Source organism: Shinella kummerowiae, from assembly GCF_009827055.1.
Lineage (GTDB): Bacteria > Pseudomonadota > Alphaproteobacteria > Rhizobiales > Rhizobiaceae > Shinella > Shinella kummerowiae.
Genome location: NZ_WUMK01000004.1, coordinates 250,031 through 272,585 on the forward strand (window position 1 = coordinate 250,031; position 22,555 = coordinate 272,585).

The 22,555-nt window shown below is 61.9% G+C and carries 26 protein-coding genes and 1 tRNA gene; 16 read left to right on the top strand and 11 right to left on the bottom strand.

The window, feature by feature from the left end:
- Positions 1-320 precede the first annotated feature (320 nt).
- Positions 321-623: a hypothetical protein gene (locus GR138_RS12070; protein WP_160859503.1), complete on the top strand. Its 303-nt coding sequence runs from the start codon at positions 321-323 to the stop codon at positions 621-623.
- A 16-nt stretch (positions 624-639) separates the two neighbouring features.
- Here GR138_RS12070 and GR138_RS12075 read toward each other — a convergent pair whose 3' ends face one another.
- The 4 genes from GR138_RS12075 to GR138_RS12090 all read right to left on the bottom strand — a co-directional run bounded on the left by GR138_RS12075 (position 640) and on the right by GR138_RS12090 (position 2,590).
- Complete coding sequence (locus GR138_RS12075) at positions 640-996, bottom strand: hypothetical protein (protein WP_160859504.1); 357 nt, start codon at positions 994-996, stop codon at positions 640-642.
- A gap of 78 nt (positions 997-1,074) precedes the next feature.
- Positions 1,075-1,287 (bottom strand): hypothetical protein, encoded by a 213-nt coding sequence (locus GR138_RS12080; protein WP_160859505.1) that lies wholly within the window; start codon positions 1,285-1,287, stop codon positions 1,075-1,077.
- A 511-nt stretch (positions 1,288-1,798) separates the two neighbouring features.
- Entirely contained in the window at positions 1,799-2,293 is a 495-nt protein-coding gene (locus tag GR138_RS12085; RefSeq protein ID WP_160859506.1) for a YciE/YciF ferroxidase family protein, read from the bottom strand.
- 60 nt (positions 2,294-2,353) lie between these two features.
- Entirely contained in the window at positions 2,354-2,590 is a 237-nt protein-coding gene (locus GR138_RS12090) for a helix-turn-helix domain-containing protein (protein WP_160859507.1), read from the bottom strand.
- Positions 2,591-2,880: 290 nt separating this feature from the next.
- Here GR138_RS12090 and GR138_RS12095 point away from each other — a divergent pair, with 290 nt between their 5' ends.
- Positions 2,881-3,162, top strand: coding sequence for an HNH endonuclease (locus tag GR138_RS12095; protein ID WP_246200410.1), 282 nt, complete (start codon positions 2,881-2,883; stop codon positions 3,160-3,162).
- 205 nt (positions 3,163-3,367) lie between these two features.
- Here the strand turns inward: GR138_RS12095 and GR138_RS12100 are convergent, their stop codons facing one another.
- The gene (locus GR138_RS12100; protein WP_160859509.1) at positions 3,368-3,550 is read right to left on the bottom strand and encodes a helix-turn-helix domain-containing protein; all 183 of its coding nucleotides are present in this window, start codon (positions 3,548-3,550) and stop codon (positions 3,368-3,370) included.
- A 145-nt stretch (positions 3,551-3,695) separates the two neighbouring features.
- Here GR138_RS12100 and GR138_RS12105 point away from each other — a divergent pair, with 145 nt between their 5' ends.
- Entirely contained in the window at positions 3,696-3,899 is a 204-nt protein-coding gene (locus GR138_RS12105; RefSeq protein ID WP_160859510.1) for a CsbD family protein, read from the top strand.
- 35 nt (positions 3,900-3,934) lie between these two features.
- Here the strand turns inward: GR138_RS12105 and GR138_RS12110 are convergent, their stop codons facing one another.
- Entirely contained in the window at positions 3,935-4,120 is a 186-nt protein-coding gene (locus tag GR138_RS12110) for a hypothetical protein (RefSeq protein WP_160859511.1), read from the bottom strand.
- A 119-nt stretch (positions 4,121-4,239) separates the two neighbouring features.
- Between GR138_RS12110 and GR138_RS12115 the strand changes: the two genes are divergently transcribed.
- Positions 4,240-4,539, top strand: a complete 300-nt coding sequence (locus GR138_RS12115; RefSeq protein WP_160859512.1) for a DUF982 domain-containing protein — start codon at positions 4,240-4,242, stop codon at positions 4,537-4,539.
- 450 nt (positions 4,540-4,989) lie between these two features.
- Here GR138_RS12115 and GR138_RS12125 read toward each other — a convergent pair.
- Positions 4,990-5,065 (bottom strand) — tRNA-Lys (locus GR138_RS12125).
- Positions 5,066-5,290: 225 nt separating this feature from the next.
- Between GR138_RS12125 and GR138_RS12130 the strand changes: the two genes are divergently transcribed.
- Both GR138_RS12130 and GR138_RS12135 read left to right on the top strand, forming a co-directional pair.
- Positions 5,291-6,040: a cytochrome c biogenesis protein CcdA gene (locus GR138_RS12130; RefSeq protein ID WP_160859514.1), complete on the top strand. Its 750-nt coding sequence runs from the start codon at positions 5,291-5,293 to the stop codon at positions 6,038-6,040.
- Between the two features lie 145 nt (positions 6,041-6,185).
- Positions 6,186-7,148: an AEC family transporter gene (locus GR138_RS12135; RefSeq protein WP_160859515.1), complete on the top strand. Its 963-nt coding sequence runs from the start codon at positions 6,186-6,188 to the stop codon at positions 7,146-7,148.
- On the opposite strand, the gene GR138_RS12140 is transcribed toward GR138_RS12135, so the two are convergent.
- Entirely contained in the window at positions 7,116-8,324 is a 1,209-nt protein-coding gene (locus tag GR138_RS12140; RefSeq protein ID WP_160859516.1) for a UbiH/UbiF family hydroxylase, read from the bottom strand. The two genes, GR138_RS12135 and GR138_RS12140, sit on opposite strands and share 33 nt — an antisense overlap.
- Before the next feature lie 250 nt (positions 8,325-8,574).
- Between GR138_RS12140 and pcsA the strand changes: the two genes are divergently transcribed.
- From pcsA to GR138_RS12170, 6 genes are read left to right on the top strand one after another with little or no spacing between them, the layout of a single operon-like run.
- Positions 8,575-9,297 (top strand): phosphatidylcholine synthase, encoded by a 723-nt coding sequence (gene pcsA / locus GR138_RS12145; protein ID WP_160859517.1) that lies wholly within the window; start codon positions 8,575-8,577, stop codon positions 9,295-9,297.
- Positions 9,298-9,312: 15 nt separating this feature from the next.
- On the top strand, positions 9,313-10,290 hold the full coding sequence (locus tag GR138_RS12150) for a quinone oxidoreductase family protein (RefSeq protein ID WP_160859518.1): 978 nt from the start codon (positions 9,313-9,315) through the stop codon (positions 10,288-10,290).
- 29 nt (positions 10,291-10,319) lie between these two features.
- On the top strand, positions 10,320-11,918 hold the full coding sequence (locus GR138_RS12155; protein WP_160859519.1) for an ABC transporter ATP-binding protein: 1,599 nt from the start codon (positions 10,320-10,322) through the stop codon (positions 11,916-11,918).
- The gene (locus tag GR138_RS12160) at positions 11,908-12,999 is read left to right on the top strand and encodes an ABC transporter permease (RefSeq protein ID WP_160859520.1); all 1,092 of its coding nucleotides are present in this window, start codon (positions 11,908-11,910) and stop codon (positions 12,997-12,999) included. The genes GR138_RS12155 and GR138_RS12160 overlap by 11 nt, the downstream gene beginning before the upstream one ends.
- Complete coding sequence (locus tag GR138_RS12165) at positions 12,999-13,919, top strand: ABC transporter permease (RefSeq protein WP_160859521.1); 921 nt, start codon at positions 12,999-13,001, stop codon at positions 13,917-13,919. Before GR138_RS12160 ends, GR138_RS12165 begins: the two co-directional genes overlap by 1 nt.
- 44 nt (positions 13,920-13,963) lie before the next feature.
- A complete protein-coding gene (locus GR138_RS12170) occupies positions 13,964-15,034 on the top strand; it encodes a BMP family ABC transporter substrate-binding protein (RefSeq protein WP_160859522.1) in 1,071 nt (356 codons plus the stop codon).
- A 102-nt stretch (positions 15,035-15,136) separates the two neighbouring features.
- Here the strand turns inward: GR138_RS12170 and hspQ are convergent, their stop codons facing one another.
- The gene (gene hspQ / locus GR138_RS12175; RefSeq protein WP_160859523.1) at positions 15,137-15,469 is read right to left on the bottom strand and encodes a heat shock protein HspQ; all 333 of its coding nucleotides are present in this window, start codon (positions 15,467-15,469) and stop codon (positions 15,137-15,139) included.
- Positions 15,470-15,624: 155 nt separating this feature from the next.
- On the opposite strand from hspQ, the gene GR138_RS12180 reads away from it, so the two are divergent.
- Both GR138_RS12180 and GR138_RS12185 read left to right on the top strand, forming a co-directional pair.
- On the top strand, positions 15,625-16,656 hold the full coding sequence (locus GR138_RS12180) for a hypothetical protein (RefSeq protein ID WP_160859524.1): 1,032 nt from the start codon (positions 15,625-15,627) through the stop codon (positions 16,654-16,656).
- A 42-nt stretch (positions 16,657-16,698) separates the two neighbouring features.
- Complete coding sequence (locus tag GR138_RS12185; protein ID WP_160859525.1) at positions 16,699-17,736, top strand: TAXI family TRAP transporter solute-binding subunit; 1,038 nt, start codon at positions 16,699-16,701, stop codon at positions 17,734-17,736.
- 86 nt (positions 17,737-17,822) lie between these two features.
- Here the strand turns inward: GR138_RS12185 and glnA are convergent, their stop codons facing one another.
- Entirely contained in the window at positions 17,823-19,232 is a 1,410-nt protein-coding gene (gene glnA / locus GR138_RS12190) for a type I glutamate--ammonia ligase (protein WP_160859526.1), read from the bottom strand.
- Between the two features lie 59 nt (positions 19,233-19,291).
- Positions 19,292-19,630 carry a P-II family nitrogen regulator gene (locus tag GR138_RS12195; protein ID WP_003515720.1) on the bottom strand — a complete coding sequence of 113 codons (339 nt, stop codon included), beginning with the start codon at positions 19,628-19,630 and terminating at the stop codon, positions 19,292-19,294.
- Positions 19,631-19,996: 366 nt separating this feature from the next.
- Here GR138_RS12195 and GR138_RS12200 point away from each other — a divergent pair, with 366 nt between their 5' ends.
- Positions 19,997-21,487, top strand: coding sequence for an NAD(P)H-hydrate dehydratase (locus tag GR138_RS12200; RefSeq protein WP_160859527.1), 1,491 nt, complete (start codon positions 19,997-19,999; stop codon positions 21,485-21,487).
- Between the two features lie 169 nt (positions 21,488-21,656).
- Positions 21,657-22,547, top strand: a complete 891-nt coding sequence (locus tag GR138_RS12205) for an EamA family transporter (RefSeq protein ID WP_160859528.1) — start codon at positions 21,657-21,659, stop codon at positions 22,545-22,547.
- Positions 22,548-22,555 lie beyond the last annotated feature (8 nt).

Consider the following 22,555-nt stretch of genomic DNA (forward strand, 5'->3'; position numbering starts at 1 on the left):
GGTGTGAATTTCGCAACGCGGGTATTGTCATTCCGGTCATGACCGGTAATTGATATGGGCAACCCCGCGAGGGGTTCGATGGAGCGCCGAGGGAGGGCTTGTGGTTTGGATGCCGCAGCCTTTCCTCGACTTCGCAAATTCTCAGCGCTTCCTATCCGGTTTGGACCCGCACAGTCGGCGGGTGTGGAATCCGCCGCGTCTGAAATCACGCAGACAGAACAGAACCAAATGCCGGTAATTGACGCAAGTGCTAACGCGAACTACCAACAGCTTCTTGCGCGGACTTCCCTTAAGTCATTGATAATATTGCCACCGCGGCAATGGGTATTTTCGATGTGCTGTCCATGCCGCAGATGCTGCGCGACCAGGGCGCGGAGCGGACTTTGAGCGTGCGGTTGCGTGAAGCTGCATGGAAGAGGATTCGCGAGCGCGAGGGTAAATCCATTGCCGTCCAGATTCTGGACGGCAATGACAAAAGGAAAGACGGGCGCCGAAAAGGCCCGCAGCACCAGAAACAGTTCGCCACCGAGACAGCAAGCGCCTCTGGCATGAGCCGCAGCGCCATATATCAGGAATTAAAGCGCGCTGAAGGGCTTGGCTGCGATGACGGAGCGGAGGGCTAGCCATGACGGCGGGCCTCTATCCCTTTATCAACCGATCGAACTCAGCTTCTGCCTTGGCTGAAGTTGGCCTTTTCGGCTCGCCGTCAAGAATATCATGAACCAAAAAGACGACCGTCCCGTACTGTCGCTCGAAGCCGATCTTAGAGATTAAGTCTTCAACCTTTCGAGCAAAAGCTCCATCGCTGTCGTTGGTGTACGCCTGCTCAATCTGGTCCATCTCACCCAGATTGAGCATGTTTGAGGTTTCCTGCTCGAAACGGTCTAGGAGGTTCGCGGCCCACTCAAAGCGCACATCTCCCGTCCGGCTAAATTCCTGCCGACGCTTTTTTGACTTTTCCTGAAGAGCATTTCGCAACGGCATAAGATTGAACATCTCGTTACCTTATTCGACTGGGAGCGATTCCTCCCGTGTTTTCTCAACCCTACGGCGAGCACGGGAGGTTGTCTAGGTCTACGCGGGTGGCGGCGCCTTATCCGCAGCCAGCATCGCGCGGATGCGATCGACCTGCTTTCCGGCGTCGCGCTTCTGCTTCGCCTTCGCGTATTCAGCCTCGAGCCGATCTAGCCAAGGCTGCATCACCTCGCCATATTCGTCGACAAGCTCGGCGCACAGGATCAGGTACGGTTCTAGGGATTCGGGGGTGTCCGCTCTTTTGCGCTTCATGCCATCCTCCTGTTGATGGAAGGATGGTGCGCCGAGATGGTGAATGCCGGATTAAGGCTGCCGCTCTTTAGCCCTACGCGCATCTCGTTCGCGCCGCCATTTTTGGAGGTCTGTTTCTCCGCTTTCTGTCTTTGCGGATAGCCCGCTTACTTCATCCAGGCGCGCATCGATCGCTTTCTTGTCCCACTTCCTCGTGCCTGGGATTGCCGGCGGCATCTTGTGGCTCGCCACCCACATTGAAAAGCAGGTCGGAGTGATACCGAGGTAAGCTGCGGCTTCCTTGCGACCTATCAGGCGTGGTCCCCCGGTCATGTACCCTTCCCATAGTACCAGTAGTCAATACACTTGAGGTTGGTGGCCACGAGTGCAGGCTAAAGCGAACGGCGGGGCGTGCAATACGCAAAATCTAGCTAAGTCTTTGACAAAATTGTAAAACTATATTGCCGACATTCGCCCTGACACCAAAAAGCCGGCCAGATTGGCCGGCCTTCTTTCTACCTGTCCTATCGACTTAGGCGGCTTTTTTTGCGGAAGACGTCTTGTTCACAGAGGTGACCGCCAGGTTCGTGAGTTTGTTGTTGGTGGCCTTTTCCTCGTCGAGAATTTCGCTGAGCAGTTTGTGGGCTTCGTCGTGCCCAAGGTCCTTCGCCCACTCGCGCAGCGAGCCGTAGCGCGAAATCTCATAGTGCTCTACAGCCTGGCAGGCAGCGAGCAGACCAGCGTCGAGCGCTGTTCCCGAAGCATCCTTGATGAGGCCGTCGGCTTCCTTGAGCAGGCCTTCGATCGCGTCGCACTTCTCGCCAGATGCCTTTTTGCCGATCGACTTGAAGACCTGTTCGAGCTTCTTGATCTGGCCCTTCGTTTCCTCGAGGTGGTCTTCGGCGGCCTGCTTTAGCTTTGCGTCGCCAGCTGCCTTCGCAACCTTCGGAAGGGCCTTAGCGATGGCGTTCTCGGCGTAGTAAATGTCCTGGAGCGTGTGCTCGAAAATGTCGGACAGGGTTTTCATTGGAATCTCCTTGATGCCTTAGTGGCGAGAAAGCAATGAAACGGGGAGGGTTTTGTTCCTTCAAGCTTGCCGATCCCGCAGCCGAACGCCCGGGCCGCCGGCAGTAGTCTCGCCGTCCGCCAGAAAGATCACCTTATCTTCGAGTGCTGTCCGGAGCGCATCTAGGGTCGATTGTTTGGCGTCGGCGCCATTTTCAATCCGCGTGATCGTGTTGGCCGTCACACCTGCCAATGCGGCAAGTTCTCGGACGCCGAGTCCGACGGCTGCGCGAGCCATCTTGAGCTGAAAAGCCTTCATATTGGTACCTTGTACAAATACATGTTGACACGGAACCAGAATCGGCTATTGTGTCGCTACAGTGTACAAACACACTTCGACAAACGCAACACGAGGAGACCCCATGACCGCCACGTCACCGAGATTAAGACCATACCACTTCGCCGAAGGTCAACCAGTCCTGCTTGGGGGTGATCTGCCCGCGGTTATTCGCGGAAGATTAAGAACCTTCGCAGGGCACGCGCTTTATCAGATCGAACTGACCGGCGAGACCGCCGGTCGCCCTTTCCGGACGGTGATGGAGGATGGGCTTGTCGAAGTCACTCAACGGCCGGCGCAAGCGCGCAATTACCGCGCTGCTGTTCTACCTGCAAGAAGGTCGATGCTGCTACTGCCGGAAGTTCCTGCGACTAAGCTATGCGCCGCTTTATAGAAGCCGGCATGACGCCGCGACGCTTGAGCACGTGCGCCGCCGCGCTGACGGCGGCCGACACTCCCTCGATAATCTCGCTCTGGCTTGTAAATCCTGCAACGACGGGCGCGGCGTGATCGACTGGCTCACCTATGCCAGTTGGATCCGCAATGAATTTTGAGTTTGCCGCTGACGCGCCGTAGGGGGCTGCGCGCGGTCTTTTATTCGAATGCTCGCGCCACGGGGTGGTATCCGCGGCGCCTTCCTCGTGAGGGGATAGGGTGGGCTGTGTTCGCCTCGTAGCCCACCCGAGCAAAAAAAGTCACCACAGGCCCGCGCTGCACCACCCGCGCCAACACACGCGGAGCGCGGGCCGTCTTTTTGCGTTAGATGGCCTTCACGCCCGCGGCGGTCAGGAGCCTGGCCAGCTTAGCGGGATCTACCAGTGCGCCGCTCTCGAGCTTTGTGATTTCCGCGACAGTCAAGCCGGAGATCAGCGACAACTGCTCCAGACTGTAGCCCGTGGATTTGCGTATATCCGCGATCGGGTTTGTAACGTTTATCGTCATCTTTCTCTCCTTTTATTGCATCGCAATATAGGTCGTTTGCGATGCACAGCAAGTGGCGCGGATGTGCCTGGTCAATCAATCCTCGGATCAAAATCCCTCTCTGCGCATTCCTCTGCCATCACCGTCCTCACAACAGGAGATCACGATGGACTGGAATCGCGTTGAAGGTAACTGGAAGCAGGTCAAGGGTAAGATCAAGGAGCAGTGGGGTAAGCTGACTGACGATGATCTCGATGTCATCGATGGCAAGCGTGATCAGCTCGAAGGCAAGATCCAGGAGCGCTACGGTTACGAGAAGGATCGTGCGACCAAGGATGTCGACGATTGGTACGGTCGCCAGACCTGGTAACAACGAAAGGCCCGTCGTTGACGGGCCTTTTCATTTTAGCGCTGCTTTTCGCCGGCGCTCTTGCCGTCAGAGCTTCTGGAGCGCTCGTCAAACCGATCCGCGCCTTTGGCGAGGTCCGAACCCTTCTCAGCTTCAACTTTGCGCTCATCGGCTCGTGCGGTCTTGTGTAAGCCCCTGGCGCCTTCCTTGCCGTCTTCCGTTGGTGCGTTTTCGATCGTCATTGCGTCCTCCTATCTGATCGCAGAAAAACGGTCGTAGCTGCGCGTTGTTCCGCTCTTGAAACGCAGCCGACCAAACACATATCGACTCCGCCAGAATTGTAATTGAAAGGAGCACCACGATGCTGGCTGACGTCTATTTCTCCGTCCCCCTTCACGTTCGTTTCCCCAACGGCGTGACGCGCTCTTTCGAGAGTCTGCACGACACCGTCGATTTTCTTGAAAATGAATGGCCCTTGCGTCACGGCGCCCGATACAAGCGCGCGTGCGAGAAGTGCCGCGCCGCGCTCTATCGAATGGCGCCGGTTGCTGTGGCGCGTGAGGCGTTTGTCTCCGCCTGCCTTGAGGCAGGATTACCTGTCGAAGCATTTACACCGGCTTGGCAAAAAGGACCGTCGTCACCGCCCCGCATGAGCGCCTGAGCGTAACGCCGCTCGTCGGGAGTGGGCGGGCGGCGCGCTTCGGGAACGAAGTTCAGCTAGGCGCGTTCGTCTCTTGATCAAAACAGGAGAGCGTCATGAACCGCATCATCTATATCGTTGGACTGGTCGTCGTCGTGCTGGTGGTATTGTCGTTCCTCGGTCTACGGTGAGCGCGATGAACGATCCACGCGAAAGGCGCATCACAGCGCTAGCTTTCGATCTGTGGCAGGCTGAAGGGTCTGTAGACGGTCGGAGCTTGGGTCACTGAAGCAGGCCGAGCGCGAGATTGAAGAGGAAGGCGCGACCGAGGAAAGCCGACTCGACGCAACTGCACTGGCAGGGGCGGTAAACTCTCACTAGCCGTGGCGACTCGGTGGCGACTCGAAAAGTGCGTCGTCTCGTTTGAAAACAGCTAATTTACGTTTTTCTGTTGATTTTCAAAGGTTTTTATGGTGAGCGCGCAGGGATTCGAACCCTGGACCTACTGATTAAAAGTCAGTTGCTCTACCGGCTGAGCTACACGCTCCCAGGCGGTGCGAACATGCCCCGCGGAAGTGCGCGGAACATAGGCAGGTGGATTTGCCGGGTCAACCCGGAAAATGCGATGAAAAACAGCTTTTGCTGCATTTTGCCGCGTTCTCCAAAAGGTGATTGGCAGGAGAGGGCTTCGGCCGATACTAGGAAGCGCAAATGAAGGAGCGGGCGGAGCGTTTTGGCCCGAACCGCTTTTTCCGCCGTCGCGGAGTTGCCAGTGTCGATTGCCGATATTTCTCTTCTAAGCGCGCTGCTTGCCGGAGCGCTTTCGTTTCTGTCCCCCTGCGTGCTGCCGCTTGTGCCGCCCTATCTCTGTTATATGGCCGGCATCTCCGTGGATCAGTTCCGCGGCAACGAGGCCGTCGCGGTTCGGCGGGATACGCGCGGGGCGGTGCTGCTGGCGGCATTCTTCTTTACCCTGGGCTTTGCCACGGTTTTCGTGGCGCTGGGCGCCGGGGCGTCGACGATCGGCATGGTGCTGCGCCGGCATCTCGACATTCTCGCGCAGATCGGTGGCGTGATCATCATCCTGATGGGCCTGCATTTTCTCGGGTTGCTGCGCATCGGGCTTTTTGCCCGCGAGGCGCGGTTCCAGGGCGGCGGCAAGCCGGCGACGGCATCGGGCGCCTATGTCATGGGGCTTGCCTTCGCCTTTGGCTGGACGCCCTGCATCGGCCCCGTCCTCGGAACGATCCTCGGCGTTGCGGCGGCGCGCGAAACGGTGAGCGACGGGGCGATCCTCCTTGCCGTCTATTCGCTCGGCCTTGCGGTGCCGTTCTGGATCGCGGCGGGTTTTTCCGGCGCCTTCATGCGCTTCCTCCTGCGTTTCCGCCGGCATCTCGGCACGGTGGAGAAGCTCATGGGCGTGTTGCTTATCCTGACGGGCCTTGCCTTCATCTTCGGCTATATCAGCACGGTCGCCATCTGGTTCCAGCAAACGTTTCCCATTCTCTCGCAAATCGGTTAGAGCATTTCCAGCCGGAACCGCATCGCTTCGGCGTCGGATAATGCGGCCAAAACAAATATCTAGAGCCTATCCGATGCACCGCGGTTCATCGGATAGGCTCTAGTCGGGGAGATCATCCTCGGCAAGCGGGAGGGCGCCTCGGCCCATGGGGGACATTGTCGGACTCGTTCTGCCGTTCTTCGGCATGATCCTGCTGGGCTATGTCGTCGCCCGAATCACCAGGCAGCCGGTCGAAGCGCTTGGTTGGCTCAATACCTTCATCATCTACATCGCGCTGCCGGCGCTGTTCTTCAAGCTGGTCGCGAAGACACCGATCGAGCAGCTGACGCGCGTCGATTTCATCCTCGCCAATATCAGCGCGACCTATCTCGTTTTTGCTCTGATCTTTGCTGTCGGGCTTTGGCTGCGCCGCGCGACGATCGGCGAAGCGACGATCCAGGGGCTCGCCGCGGCCTATGGCAATATCGGCTATATGGGGCCGGGGCTGGCACTGCTTGCCTTCGGCGAGCCGGCCGCCGTGCCTGTGGCACTGGTGTTCTGCTTCGAGAACATGCTGCATTTCATGGTCGCACCGGCGTTGATGGCGGTTGCCGGCGGCGAGAAGCAGCCGGCGATCCCGATCGCCGGCGGGGTGCTGCGCAAGATCGTCACGCACCCGTTCATCATCGCGACCGCAGCCGGGTTCGTCGCGGCCTTTGCCGGTTACGAGCCACCGGCGCCGCTGCAACGGCTGATCGACTATCTCGCGCAGGCAGCGGCACCCTGCGCACTCTTTGCCATGGGCGTCACGCTGGCGCTGCGGCCGCTGAAGCGCGTGCCGGTGGAAATCGGCTATATCGTGCCGGCGAAATTGCTGCTGCTGCCGGTGACGATGTATCTGGTGCTCGGTTTTGCCGGCAATTTCGATCCGGTCTGGGTTTTCACGGCCGTGCTCCTGGCAGCCCTGCCGACGGCGACGAATGTCTTTGTCATCGGCCAACAATATGGCGTGTGGCAGGAGCGGGCGTCGGCGACCATCCTCATCACCACCGTGCTGTCGGTCGCTACGGTGACGATCCTGCTCTATCTCATCAAATCAGGCCTGCTTGCGGGCGACCCGTTCCCGTAGGCTTTCGCGGAAAGCCTTCAGCGAGCCGAGCGGTTCGATGCCCTCGCGCATGACGATGCTGCGCAACGGCCCCAGCGCGGAGAGCAGGTGCAGGCCGGCCGAGCGCAGGAACTGCACCGGCAGGAAATCGGACAGCAGCGACCGGTTCAGCAGGTCGACGCTGACCGTGCGCGAGCGGATGTCGGCCTGGCGCTTGCGATCGAAGCGCTCGCCGATACCACTATAGTTTGCCGGCTCATCAATTCGGATGAGGTCTCGCAGCGCCATGATGTCGCGCAGGCTGAGATTGAGCCCCTGGGCGCCGATCGGCGGGAAAGCGTGCGCAGCCTCGCCGACCAGCACGAAACGGCCCTTGCCGAAATGATTGGCGGTCATGCCGGAAAGCGGAAAGCTCTGCGCGCTGCCGTCCACGGTCACCCTGCCGAGCATGGATTGCATACGCTCCTCGACGGCGCGGCCGAGATCGGCGGCGGAGAGTTCACGCATGCGGCTTGCTTCCTTCGGCGGCAGAACCCAGACGAGGCTGGAGCGATTGCCGGGCAGGGGAACCTGCGTGAAAGGGCCGCTCTCCGTGTGGAACTCCGTCGAGACATTGCCGTGCGGGCGCTCATGCGCAAAATTCAGCACGACGGCGGATTGCGGATAGGACCAGTTGCGCACGCTGATTCCGGCGCCGTCGCGGATGCGCGATTTCCGGCCGTCAGCGCCGACCACGAGGGCGGCGGTGACGCGTTCACCGCTGTCGAGCGCCAGCTCGACGCCGGTTTCGAAGCTGGTGGCGGCGGTGACGCCATCCTCCAGGCGCACGATGTTGCTGTCGGCGGCGAGGCGCGCGTCGAGAATGTCGAGGAACGGCGCGTTCGGGATGTTGTAGCCAAAGGCGGGGAGGTCGACCTCGCTGGCGCGGAAGGCGACCGGCGGGGCGCGCAGGAGGCGCGACGTACCGTCGAGGATCTGCATGGTTTCGAGTGCTGCGGCATGGCGCGCGATGTCATCCCAGAGACCGAGCGTCTTCAGGAAGGCGATGGACTGGTCCATCAGCGCGGTGGTGCGGCTGTCCGTGGCGCGGGCGGACGGGGCGATCAGCGCGATGCTGCGGCCCGAATCGGAAAGCGCCAGAGCCGCCAGGCTGCCGGCCAGGCCGGCGCCGACAATCGCGATATCGAACTGTCTCATGACCGATCTCCGAAATATCAAAGTGTTACCCACAGATTTGCGGTGCTTCTACTTCGGCAAAGGTAGGCCGGCAAAGAGGCAATTTCCATGGGGTGAATCGGCGCAGGCACGGAAAGTCGCCCGCAAAGCACCGGATTTCCACTGGCGATGACGGGCAATCAATGCATATTACCGGCAGTAACCGCGCAAGAGGGCCTGCCCGGCGAATTGCGGCCGGAGAAAAGCCCCAAGGGATGGACTGCGAACGGCAATGAAGTTTTTCAACTACAAGCGCGTGCCCTACGCGGAAATCCGTGCCTTTTCCGTCCATATCCTGACGGCATCCGGTTCGTTCCTCGCCTTTCTGGGTGTCGTCGCAGCCGCCGAGCATCGTTTCGTCGACATGTTCTGGTGGCTTGGCCTGGCGCTGCTCGTCGATGGTATCGACGGGCCGATCGCGCGCAAGGTGCGTGTCAAGGAAGTGCTGCCGAACTGGTCCGGCGATACGCTGGACAATGTCATCGACTACGTGACCTATGTTCTTCTGCCGGCCTTTGCGCTCTACCAGAGCGGCATGATCGGCGAGCCCTGGTCCTTCGTGGCGGCGGGCGCCATCGTGGTGTCGAGCGCGATCTACTATGCCGACATGGGCATGAAGACGGACGAATATTTCTTCTCCGGCTTCCCGGTCGTCTGGAACATGGTGGTGTTCACGCTCTTCGTCATCCAGGCGAGCGAACTGACGGCGTCGATCATCGTCTTCGTTTCCGTCTTCCTCACCTTCATGCCGATCAACTTCCTGCACCCGGTGCGGGTCCAGCGGCTGCGACCTCTCAATCTCGCCGTCTTCTTCCTGTGGTCGCTGCTCAGCGGCTATGCGCTGCTCCTGCATTTCGATACGCCGGCCTGGGTCGTCTGGGGTGTCGTGGGCACGGGTCTTTACCTCTATGTCATCGGCGCCGTGCTGCAGGCGATTCCGAGCCTCGGCCGGTAACAGAACAATCGGGAGATGAGCATGACCAAGGCGATCGTTGTCCGCAGTCTCGGCGGCCCTGACGTGCTGAAACTCGAGGACGTCGCGCTCGACGCTCCAGGTCCGGGCGAAGTGCAGATCAAGCAGGCCGCAATCGGGCTCAATTTCATCGACGTCTATTTCCGCACCGGCCTCTACAAGGCGGAACCGCCGTTCATTCCCGGCAAGGAGGGGGCGGGCACCATCACCGCTTTGGGCGAGGGTGTCACGGATTTCGCCGTTGGCGACCGCGTGGCCTATGCCTCGGCGGATGGCGCCTATGCGGCCGAGCGAAACGTCGCGACACGACATCTGGTGAAGGTGCCGGACGGCATTTCGCTCGAGACGGCGGCGGCGATGATGCTGAAGGGCATGACGGCGCAATACCTGCTGCTCCAGACCTACCAGGTGAAGCCCGGCACGGTGATCCTGTTCCATGCCGCCGCCGGCGGCGTCGGCCTCATCGCCGGGCAATGGGCCAAGGCGCTCGGCGCAACGGTCATCGGCACGGCCGGTTTGCAGGCGAAGATCGATCTGGCGCTGGCGCATGGTTATGACCACGTCATCGACTACGGCAAGGACGATTTCGTGGCCCGGGTGCGGGACTTGACCGGCGGGGCGGGCGTCGACGTCGTCTACGATTCCGTCGGCAAGGATACGTTCCCGCACTCGCTGGACTGCCTGAAGCCGCGCGGCCTGTTCGTCAGCTTCGGCAACTCCTCGGGCCCGGTCGATGCGTTCAACATGGGGCTGCTGTCGCAGAAGGGCTCGCTCTACGCGACCCGGCCGACGCTCTTTGCCTATATCGCCACGCGCGCCGCGCTCGATGCATGTGCAAACTCGCTCTTTGATATTGTGCAAAGCAACAAAGTGCGTATCAATATTAATCAGACTTATCCGTTGGCCGAAGCCGGCCGAGCACACACGGATCTGGAAGCAAGAAAAACGAGTGGAACGACATTGCTCATTCCCTGACACGACCCGAATGGGCGGCAAGGGCTGAGATGGCAGGAAAGAGGGGCAGAGTGTCAGCCGTTGGAGCGTCCGAGGGCAGGGGCAGTGCATTGCTGGCTGTCCGCAGCCTGACAAAACTATTCGGATCGTTTGCCGCGTGTAACGGCATCGACCTTGAGATTCAGCCCGGAGAAATCCACGCCCTGCTGGGCGAGAACGGTGCGGGCAAATCCACTCTCGTCAAAATGCTTTTTGGCGTCCTGGCGCCGACCAGCGGCGATATCCTGTGGAAGGGCGAAGCTGTCCGCATTCCGAGCCCCGGCGCCGCGCGCCGCCTTGGCATCGGCATGGTTTTCCAGCATTTTTCACTGTTCGAAGCGCTGACGGTGGCGGAAAACATCGCCCTGTCGCTCAGCCCCGGCATTTCGCTGTCCAAGGTGGCGGAAGAAGCGTCGCGCCTGTCGCATCTCTATGGCCTGCCACTCGATCCGAAGGCGCATGTCGCGGATCTTTCGGTCGGCGAGCGCCAGCGCATCGAAATCGTCCGCGCGCTGCTGCAGAACCCGGAACTCATCATTCTCGACGAACCCACCTCGGTGCTGACGCCGCAGGAGGCCGACCGGCTGTTCGAAACCCTCGCCAAGCTGAAGGCCGAGGGGCGCTCCGTGCTCTATATCAGCCACCGGCTGGAAGAGGTACAGCGCATCTGCGACCGCGCGACGGTGCTGCGCCACGGCAAGGTGACGGGCGCCTGCGATCCGCGGCAGGAAACGCCGGCCTCGCTGGCCCGCATGATGGTCGGCAGCGACGTCGCCTCGGTCACGGCGGCCGGCACCAACACCAAGGGCGAGGTCCTGCTCGAAGCCCGGCATCTCAGCGTTCCGGCGCGCACGCCCTTTGCCGTTACGCTGAAGAATGTCTGTCTCAAGGTGCGGGGCGGCGAGGTTCTGGCCATCGCCGGCGTCGCCGGCAACGGCCAAGGCGAGCTTTTCGATACGCTCTCCGGCGAGTATCCAGCGTCGGATGCGTCGGCCGTCTTCATTCGCGGCAAGGCCGCCGGCAATCTCGGCATCACAGCGCGGCGCCTGATGGGCGCGGGCTTTGTCCCGGAAGAGCGCCATGGCCATGCGGCCGTTCCGGCGCTGCCGCTCTCCGACAACCTCGTTCTGGCGCGCAGCCAGTCAGACCGGAAAACCTTTCTGGCCGGTGGCCTGCTCGGCATCATCCGCCAGGCCGTCGTGCGCATCGCCTCGAAGCGCATTTCCGAAACGATGGACGTGCGCAAGAGCGGCGAGAACCCGGCCGCCGGTTCGCTGTCGGGCGGCAACCTGCAAAAATACATCGTCGGGCGCGAGCTGGACCGCCAACCGGCGGTGCTGATCGTCAACCAGCCGACTTGGGGCGTGGATGCCGGCGCTGCAAGCCGTATCCGGCAGGCGCTGGTGGATCTCGCGAAATCCGGGTCGGCGGTGCTGGTCATCAGCCAGGACCTCGACGAAATCTTCGAAGTCGCGACCGAAATCGCCGTCGTCAACGAGGGGCGACTGTCCGATGCTTACCCGGCTCACGAACTGACGCGCGAAAAGATCGGCCTTCTCATGGGCGGCATGTACGGCAAGACAGACGGCGAGGTGGCCCATGCGCATTGAACTCGAAAAGCGCGCCAATCCCTCGACGCTGTTCTCCATCCTCTCGCCCTTCATCGCGCTGGCACTGACCATCGTCGCCGGCGGCATCATGTTCGCGCTTCTCGGCAAGAGCCCGACATCCGCGCTTTACAGCTTCTTCATCGAGCCTCTGCTCGACGTATGGTCGCTGCACGAGATCGCCATCAAGGCGGCACCGCTGATCCTGATCGGTGCCGGGCTGTCGATCTGCTACCGCTCGAACAACTGGAACATCGGCGCCGAGGGCCAGTTCATCGCCGGCGCCATTGCCGGCGCCATCGTGCCCGTCGTCTTCCATGACTGGCATTCGTCGCTCGTCCTGCCCTTGATGCTGATCTTCGGCATGATCGGCGGCGCGCTTTATGCCGGCATTCCCGCCTTCCTCAAGGCGCATATGAACACCAACGAGATCCTGACGAGCCTGATGCTGGTCTATATCGCCCAGCTCTTCCTCGACTGGCTGGTGCGGGGTCCCTGGCGCAGCCCGGATGCCTATAACTTCCCGGTCACGCGGGATTTTGCGCCCGAAGCCATCCTGCCGGAAATGATCGCGTCCGGCCGCGCCAATCTCGGCTTCGCCTTCGCCATCATCGCAGCCGTCGGGCTGTGGATCATGATGCGCTACACGCTGAAGGGCTTCGAGATCACCGTGCTCGGCCAGTCGGAGCGGGCAGGGCGCTTTGCCGGCTTCTCCTCCAAGCGCATGATCTGGTTCTCCATGCTGCTTTCCGGCGCGCTTGCCGGCCTTGCCGGCATTTCCGAGGTCAGCGGCACCATTGGCAAGCTGCAGCCGATCATCTCGCCCGGTTATGGCTTCACCGCGATCATCGTCGCCTTCCTCGGCCGCCTCAATCCGCTCGGCATCATCGCCGCCGGCCTGTTTCTCGCGCTGACCTATGTGGGCGGCGAGGCGGTGCAATTGACGCTGAGTGTCTCCGACAAGGTGACGCGCGTCTTCCAGGGCCTGCTGCTGTTCTTCGTGCTCTCCTGCGACACGCTGATCCAGTACAAGATCCGCCTGGTCTTCTTGCGGTTCGGCCAATCTAGCGAAGGAGCGCACTGATGGGTATCATCGAAGCGATCCTGCTCACCGTCATCACCGCGGCCACACCGCTGGTGCTGGCCTCGCTCGGCGAACTCGTCACCGAACGGTCGGGCGTGCTCAATCTCGGCGTCGAGGGCATGATGGTGATGGGCGCCGTGCTCGCCTTCGCCGCGACGCAGGCCACCGGCTCGCCTTATATCGGCATTCTTGCCGGCATTGCCTGCGGCGCACTGTTCTCGCTGCTGTTCGGCTTCCTGACGCTGACGCTCGTCGCCAACCAGGTGGCCACGGGTCTGGCGCTCACCATTCTCGGCCTCGGCGTGTCCGGCCAGATCGGCGAGCCCTATGTCGGCATGTCGGGCATCAAGCTGCAGCCGATCGTCATTCCGCTGCTGGCCGACATCCCGTTCCTCGGGCCACTGCTGTTCAAGCAGGACCTGATTTTCTACCTGTCGATCGCGCTCGTCTTCGGCGTCAACTGGTTCCTGTTCAAGAGCCGCGCCGGCCTGAAGCTGCGCGCCATCGGCGACAGCCACGGTTCGGCCCACGCGCTCGGCATCCACGTCATCCGCACGCGCTATCTCGCCGTGATGTTCGGCGGTGCCTGCGCCGGTCTTGCCGGTGCGCAGCTCTCGCTCGTCTATACGCCGCAATGGGTGGAGAACATGTCCGCCGGGCGTGGCTGGATCGCGCTGGCGCTCGTCGTCTTCGCCTCGTGGCGACCCTGGCGGCTGCTGGCGGGCGGTTATCTGTTCGGCGCGGTGTCGATCAGCCAGTTGCACGCGCAGGCACTCGGCATCGGCATCCCGTCGCAGTTCCTGTCGGCTCTTCCCTACGCCGCCACTGTCATCGTACTAATCCTGATATCACACAATCGGCGCATGACGCTGATCAACACGCCTGCCTCTCTCGGCAAGCCGTTTGTGCCCGATCGGTGAGAAGAACAAGAAGAAACAACCACTCCTAACCTACAGAGGATAAAATGAAGAAAATCATTCTCGCTCTCGCCACGTCGGCCGCCGTTCTCGGCTTTGCCGCCGCCGCAAGCGCCCAGGATAAGACGAAGATCTGCTTCATCTATGTCGGCTCCAAGACCGATGGCGGCTGGACCCAGGCGCACGATATCGGCCGACAGGCACTCCAGACGGAGTTCGGCGACAAGATCGAAACGCCGTTCCTCGAAAACGTGCCGGAAGGCCCGGATGCCGAGCGCGCCATTGAGCGCATGGCCCGCTCCGGCTGCGCACTGGTTTTCACCACCTCGTTCGGCTTCATGGACGCCACGATCAAGGTCGCGGAAAAGTTCCCGGACGTGAAGTTCGAGCATGCGACGGGCTTCAAGTCGGCCGCCAATGTCGGCACCTACAATTCGCGCTTCTATGAAGGCCGCTACATCCAGGGCCTGATTGCCGCGAAAATGTCGCAGAAGGGCGTTGCCGGCTACATCGCCTCCTTCCCGATCCCGGAAGTTGTCATGGGCATCAACGCCTTCGTACATGGCGCCCAGTCGATCAACCCGGACTTCAAGGTCAAGGTCATCTGGGCCAACACCTGGTTCGACCCCGGCAAGGAAGCCGATGCGGCCAAGGCGCTGATCGACCAGGGCGTCGACATCCTGACGCAGCACACCGACACCACCGCGCCGATGCAGGTCGCGGCCGAACGCGGCATCAAGGCTTTCGGCCAGGCGTCGGACATGATCAAGGCCGGCCCGGAAACGCAGCTGACCGCGATCGTCGACACCTGGGGCGCCTATTACATCAAGCGCACCAAGGACGTTCTCGACGGCACGTGGAAGCCGGAGCCGGTCTGGGACGGCCTGAAGGACGGCATCCTGACCATGGCGCCCTACACGAACATGCCTGATGACGTGAAGAAGCTGGCGGAAGAGGCGGAAGCCAAGATCCGCTCCGGCGAACTGCATCCCTTCACCGGCCCGATCAAGAAGCAGGACGGTTCGGACTGGCTGGCTGACGGCGCCGTCTCCGATGACGGCACGCTGCTCGGCATGAACTTCTACATCGCCGGCGTGGACGACCAGCTGCCGAAATAACCGGCAAGGCACGGATCAAAAAGAAAGGCGCCCCGAACGGGGCGCCTTTTGTTTACGGCAGGAGCGTTCCTGCCGATGTTGCTACAGGGGAACCGCGGGCGGCTAGTGGAAGATGCCGCTCTGTTCCTTCCAGCGATAATGCCCTTGTTCGCCGTCCATCAGGGCGCGAACCTGCGGATGACGGATCGGCTTGTCGCTGTCGTCGGCAACGAGGTTCTGCTCGGAGACGTAAGCGACATATTCCGACTCATCGTTTTCCGCGAAGAGATGGTAGAAGGGCTGATCCTTCGAGGGCCGGATTTCGGCCGGGATGGCGTTCCACCACTCTTCCGTGTTGGAGAATTCCGGATCGACATCGAAGATCACGCCACGGAAGGGAAAAACCTTGTGGCGGACCACGTCGCCGATTGCAAATTTTGCGTCACGCATCTTCATGGCGTACCTACCTTTCCCTGCATATTTGGGTAATTGCGCAAAAACATCAATAGTTCCGCGCTTTCATACGTTCTTCATGCAGAGGTTGGCGGCGCTTGCGCGCCTTGGCGTTTCGGCGTACCTCGAAGGGCAGCGTCTCAGGCGGGTTGGGTGGCATGAACGATCAATGGGGCAGGAGCGGTAGCGGGCGACCGGCAAGCGGCGGCGGCATTGGCGGCATGCTCTTTGCCTGCGTGGTGAGCCTCGCGCTGGGCGCGGCGGGCGGCTATGGCGCGTTCCGCATGATGGACGGCGCCGTTCCCACCGGCGAAATCGAAGAGCGCGGCCAGCGCATTGCCGATCTTGCCAAGGAGCTTGATGCCCGCGTGGCGCAGGTCGAGGAAAACACCCAGAAAGCCCAGGCCCTGAGCGAGGAAAACGGCGCGCTGCAGCGCCAGCTCGACGCCCTGCGCAAGAATGCCGGAACCGGCGATGCCGCCGCGGCGCTAGCCGAAAACGCCCGGCTGACCGGGAAAATCGTGCCGGAACTCAGGAACGAACTGGAACTGGCAAAGCAGCTCGTCGCCGATGCCGAGGCGCTGAAGAAGCGGGCCGAGGAATCGGTTCGTGACCGCGACCGGCAACTCTCCCTGCGGGCGGACGAAATCGCCCGGCTGGAAAAGGCCCTGACCGCTGCCCGCAACCAGCAAACCAGTTCGCAAAGCGTCGAGAAGGACCGCCAGGCGGCAGAGGATGCCTTGCGGCGCGAACTCGAGGAGGCGCAGCGCGCCCAGGACACGATCCGCACGACGGATCTGCCGGCGCTCCGCGACGAGATTGCCCGCAAGGAGAAGGAGATCGCCGAACTCAAGACGCGCAACGCATCGCTGACGGCGCGCATCGGCGCGCTTGAGAGTGCTGCGCGCGCCGCCACCGTGCGGGGCGAACCGGAGGGCGGCGGCAACAAGCCGGTGGTGATCGACAATCAAAAGCCCGGACAGGCGCGCGACCCACGCAGCGCGGTGCTGGTCGCGCTTGCAATCGACAATACGCCCGGCCTCGACCGCTTGAGCAGCGCCCAGCGCGAACAGCTCGAACGAACGCTGGTCTCCGGGGAATGTGTGACCAAGGCGCTTAACAGCGCTTTGCAGCGCGTGCCGGTTCTGGCGCTGCGCAACCTGATGCGCGACCTCGACAGCGACTGCTAGTTCTACGGCGGCTCGGCCGCTACCTCTGGGAAGGAGATTTTGATGAAGCGATCTGTTCTTTTGGCCGCACTTGGCCTGGCGCTGTCCGCAAGCGGGGTTTTGGCGCAGGAATTCGACCGCAACATCATGACCGGCGGTCCCCAGGGCACCTATATCAAGATCGGTCGCGACCTTGCCGCACTCGGCGCCGAATGCGGCTTGAAGCTCAATGTCGTCGAAAGCGCCGGTTCGCTCGAGAATTTCGTCGGCGTGCGCAACCGGCGCAACACGCAGTTCGGCATCGTGCAGAGCGACGTGCTGGAATATCTGAAGACCTTCGAGGCCAACGATCCGGAGGTGCAGAAGGCCGTGAAGGGCGTGCGCATCATGTTCCCGCTCTACAACGAGGAAATCCACGTCCTGGCGCGCAAGGACATCAACAGCATGAAAGACCTTGCCGGCAAGAAGATCGCCGTCGGCAAGAAGGATTCGGGCACGTTCCTGACCGCAACGCTCATCATGGACATCCTGCAGGTGAAGGCCGGGGAGCGCATGGACATCAACCCGGACGAGGCCTTGCCGAAACTCATGTCCGGCGAGATCGACGCCTTCTTCTACGTCGCCGGCGCCCCGGCCGCCTTGTTTGCCGGCAACACCATCGACAAGGCGAAGTTCCATCTCGTGCCGATCACCGAGGCGCCGCTGCTGGCGACCTACACGCCCTCGCGCATCGAGGCCGGCACCTATTCCTTCCAGGACCAGCCGGTCGATCTCATCGCCGTCAAGGCCGTGATGATGACCTATGACTACGACGTCAAACGCAATGCCTATCACCGCGATAGCTGCAAGACCGTCTCCGACTTCTCCAGCCTCATCCTCACAGGCCTCGACAAGCTCAGGACAACCGGCCACCCGAAGTGGAAAACCGTGGACCTGACCGCGCTGCCGCCGGGCTGGCAGGTCGGCGTCTGCGTCAAGGCCGGCATGGCGATGGATTACAAGCCGGCCTGCAAGCCGGCCGCCGGCAATGCCTCCGACGGCGCTGCGAACGATTCCAACGAGGAATATCTGAACCTCCTGAAGCAGCGGCTCCAGCAGTGACCTCCTGACAAACGACAACAAAAAACCCGGCCATTGGCCGGGTTTTTCGTCTGAAAGGGCCTCCCGTCCCAAGACGGGAGCGCCGATCAGGCGGAGTAGTACATGTCGAACTCGACCGGGTGCGGGGTCATTTCGTAGCGCATGACTTCCACCATCTTCAGTTCGATGTAGGAATCGATCTGGTCGTCGTCGAACACGCCGCCGGCCGTCAGGAACTTGCGGTCCTTGTCGAGGCTTTCCAGCGCTTCGCGCAGCGAGCCGCAGACGGTCGGGATCTTCTTGAGTTCCTTCGGCGGCAGGTCGTACAGGTCCTTGTCCATGGCCTTGCCGGGATGGATCTTGTTCTTGATGCCGTCGAGGCCAGCCATCAGCATGGAGGCGAAGCCGAGATAGGGGTTGCCGAGCGGGTCGGGGAAGCGGATTTCGACGCGCTTGGACTTCGGGCCCGTGCCGAACGGAATGCGGCACGATGCCGAGCGGTTGCGGGCCGAGTAGGCGAGCAGAACCGGTGCTTCATAACCCGGGACGAGACGCTTGTAGGAGTTCGTCGTCGGGTTGGTGAAGGCATTGATCGACTTGGCATGCTTGATGATGCCGCCGATGAAATAGAGGCAGCTTTCCGACAGGCCGGCATATTCGTCGCCGGCGAACTGCGGCTTCGAATCCTTCCAGATCGACAGGTGGACGTGCATGCCCGAGCCGTTGTCGCCGAAGATCGGCTTCGGCATGAAGGTTGCCGTCTTGCCATAGGCATTGGCGACCTGGTGCACGACGTATTTGTAGATCTGCACCTTGTCGGCGCTGCGCACCAGCGTGTCGAACTTGACACCGAGTTCGTGCTGGGCGGCCGCCACTTCATGGTGCTGCTTTTCGACGGTGACGCCCATCTCGGTCAGCACGGTCAGCATTTCGGAACGCATGTCCTGGCACGAATCGACCGGCGGAACCGGGAAATAACCGCCCTTGACGCGCGGACGATGGCCGAGGTTACCGGTCTCATAGTCGGTGTCGTCGTTGGACGGCAGTTCGGACGAGTCCAGCTTGAAGCCGGTGTTGTATGGGTCGGCCTTGTACTTGACGTCGTCGAAGACGAAGAATTCCGGCTCCGGACCGGCATAGACCGTGTCGCCGATGCCCGAGGCCTTGAGGTAGGCTTCCGCCTTCTTGGCGGTGCCACGCGGGTCGCGGTTGTAGGCTTCGCCCGAGACCGGGTCGAGGATGTCGCACATGATGACGAGGGTGGACTGCGCGAAGAACGGGTCGACATGGACGGTCGCCGGATCGGGCATCAGCACCATGTCGGACTCGTTGATCGCCTTCCAGCCGCCGATCGAGGAACCGTCGAACATGACGCCATCCGCGAACATGTCTTCATCGACGCAGCCGACGTCCATCGTGACGTGGTGCATCTTGCCGCGCGGGTCGGTGAAGCGCAGATCGACGAATTTTACATCGTCTTCCTTGATTTGCTTGAGGATATCATTGGCAGTCGTCATGGTTTGCAGTCCCTGTGTGAGATGACGAGATGGAAGCCTCGGCCGAACGGCCGGGCGGATTAGATGGCGTCGACGCCGGTTTCACCGGTGCGGATGCGGATGACTTCTTCGACGTTGGAGACAAAGATCTTGCCATCGCCGATGCGGCCGGTCTGGGCCGCGTTGCGGATCGCCTCGATGACGGCCTCCGCGTTCTCGTCCGCCAGCACGACCTCGACCTTCACCTTGGGCAGAAAGTCGACAACGTATTCGGCACCACGGTAAAGCTCCGTGTGCCCCTTCTGGCGTCCAAAACCCTTCGCCTCGGTGACGGTGATACCCTGCAGGCCAACTTCCTGAAGAGCCTCCTTCACCTCATCGAGCTTGAAGGGCTTGATGATCGCTTCGATCTTTTTCATGAGAAAATGTCTCTCCGCTTCTCCCGTTTGCGCAGGATTTCGCCCGCTGCTCACTTCAAATGCACATAACATGCCAAGTCTAGGCGTTATCTGTTCGAGATTAAGGAAAACCCGCCTCTTTCACCATAACGTTCGTCCTCACGCCGGCGATGATGGGGCTTTCCGGACGAAAGGGCCAGCGGAATTTGCCTAAAAAATGTCACTTTCTGCTTCGGCAGCGGCCGTCCCGGATCGCCGCATAGAAGGGTGACGCCAAAAGCTGCAACTCCGGGCGCACGGATTGTGCAAATGCATAAAAAGAAGGCTATTTTCTCCGCGGCCGGCATTGCGCTTGTCTGTCCTGGGGCTTTGCAGGCATGGTGGGGCATGCACAGGGAAATCGATACGCTGATCCTCACGCCCGACGATATGGGCCGCATCGACCACGACGCCGCCGCGTCGGGCCTTTCGAGCTATGGCCTGATGGAACGGGCAGGGCAAGCGGTTGCCGCCGCAGCCCTCCGGCGCTTTCCGGGCGCCCTGCGTTTCGCGGTGCTGTGCGGCCCGGGCAACAATGGCGGCGACGGCTACGTCGCCGCGCGCGCCCTGCAGGAAGCCGGAGCCGCCATCGCCGTCTATGCGTTCGGCGACCCGGCGACGCTGAAAGGCGATGCGGCGGAAGCCTTCGGCTGTTTCAAGGGTCCGGTTTTTGCCCTGGCCGACTACGCACCGCGTGTCGGCGACGTCGTCATCGATGCCCTGTTCGGCGCGGGCCTGTCGCGCGATCTGCCCGAGACGGTCATCCGCACCATCAATGCCGTACGCGAAAAAGTCCTGCCTGTCCTTGCGGTGGATTTGCCGTCCGGCATCGACGGCCGTACCGGGCAGGTGCGGGGTCGGGCCTTCGAGGCCGTGGCGACCGTCACCTTCATGTGCCGAAAACCCGGCCATGTGCTGCTGCCCGGCCGGATGCTGGCGGGTGACGTGGAGATCTTCGATATCGGTATTCCCGGGCGCGTCCTTGCCCGGCATGCCGGCCATAGCCGGGTCAACACGCCCGCCCTCTGGCGGGTCGCCCTTCCCACAGAGACCAGCGCGACCCACAAATATGTGCGCGGCCATCTCGCCGTCTTCTCCGGCGGGGCGACGGCAACGGGGGCCGCACGGCTCTCCGCCCTGGCCGGCCTGCGCGCCGGCGCCGGCCTCGTCACGCTGCTGTCGCCACGCGACGCGCTCGCCACCAATGCGGCGCACCTGACGAGCGTCATGCTGAAACCCCTCGACAGCGAGGATGACCTCGCCGCCTTGCTGGAAGACGCGCGCCTGAAAACCTTCGTCCTTGGCCCAGGCTTCGGACATATGGACAAGGCACGGCACTATGTCCGCCGCCTTGCTGAAACCGGCCGCCAGCTTGTTCTCGATGCCGATGGCATCACCGCATTCCGCGACGACCCCGGTTCGTTGTTCCAGCTCTTCGCCGCCTCCGACACTCGGCTGGTCCTGACCCCGCATGACGGCGAGTTTGCCCGGCTTTTCCCCGATCTTGCCGCCGACAAAGGCCTTTCGAAGATCGAGCGCGCGCAGAAGGCCGCGGCCCGCAGCAATGCCGCCCTTGTCCTCAAGGGGGCCGATACGGTGATCGCCGCACCGGACGGCCGCGCCCTCGTCAACGACAATGCGTCGCCCTGGCTGGCGACCGCCGGATCCGGCGACGTGCTGGCCGGCATTATCGGCGCCCATCTGACCCAGGGCATGCCCGCCTTCGAAGCTGCGGCCAGCGCCGTCTGGCGTCATGGTGAGGCCGGGCGGGCAGCGGGCGAGGGGCTTACAGCGGAGGATATCGTCAACGCTCTCAGCGGTTTGAGTGAGATCGGCTAACCAAAGCATTGATGAGAGGTGGCCCCAGCCGCCCGGCATCAAAACCCTGAATGGCTTTGATCAAATCTAATGACTTTGAGCGACGGGCATTCCCCGTTAAGCCCATGGCAGAGGCGCAGCTCGCGATGCGAACGCTTACCCCAGCGCCGAAGCGGAAAAGGCCCGGACCATGACTTTGATCGATATCGCGCTGCTCCTGCTCGTCGCCATCGCCTGGGGTTTCAACTTCGTCGTCATCAAGGTCGGCCTTGAGAATTTTCCGCCGATCCTGTTTTCCGCGCTGCGCTTCCTCTTCGCCGCCGTGCCTCTGGTGTTTTTCCTGCCGCGCCCGGCGGTGTCGTGGCGGATTATCCTCGGCATCGGCCTCGTGCTGGGCGTCGTAAAATTCAGCCTGCTGTTTATCGGCATGGATGTCGGCATGTCGGCAGGCCTCGCCTCGCTGCTCCTCCAGTCGCAGGCCTTCTTCACGGTCGTCCTCGCCGCCGTGTTCTACGGCACCCGCCCACGCCCGGCGCAAATCGCCGGCATCCTCATCGCCTTTGCCGGCATGGCCGTGATCGCGACGACGGTGGACGCCAGCTTCACCTATCTCGGCCTTGCCCTGGTGATTGCCGCCGGCCTGGCCTGGGCCTTCTCCAACATGCTGACGCGCAAGGCCGGCAATGTCGACATGCTGGCGCTGATGGTCTGGGTGAGCCTCGTGCCACCGATCCCGCTGGCCATCATCTCGCTGGCGACGGAAGGGCTGGATAGGGATATCGCCGCCCTTCAGGCACTCTCCTGGCAAGGCGTCGGTGCGGTGGCGTATATCGCCTATATCGCCACGATCTTCGGCTTCGGCGTTTGGGGTCTGATGATCCGCAAACACGGTGTCGCCACTGTCGCCCCGTTTTCCCTGCTCGTGCCGGTGTTCGGCATGAGCTTTTCGGCCCTGGCGCTCGGCGAGAGTTTTGGGGCCCAACGCCTCGCCGGTGCCGCACTCGTCGTCTGCGGCCTCATCCTGACGGTGCTCGGCCCACGCCTGCTCGATCGCCTGCGCGGCTCGCCATCGGCCGCATAGGGTCGGAT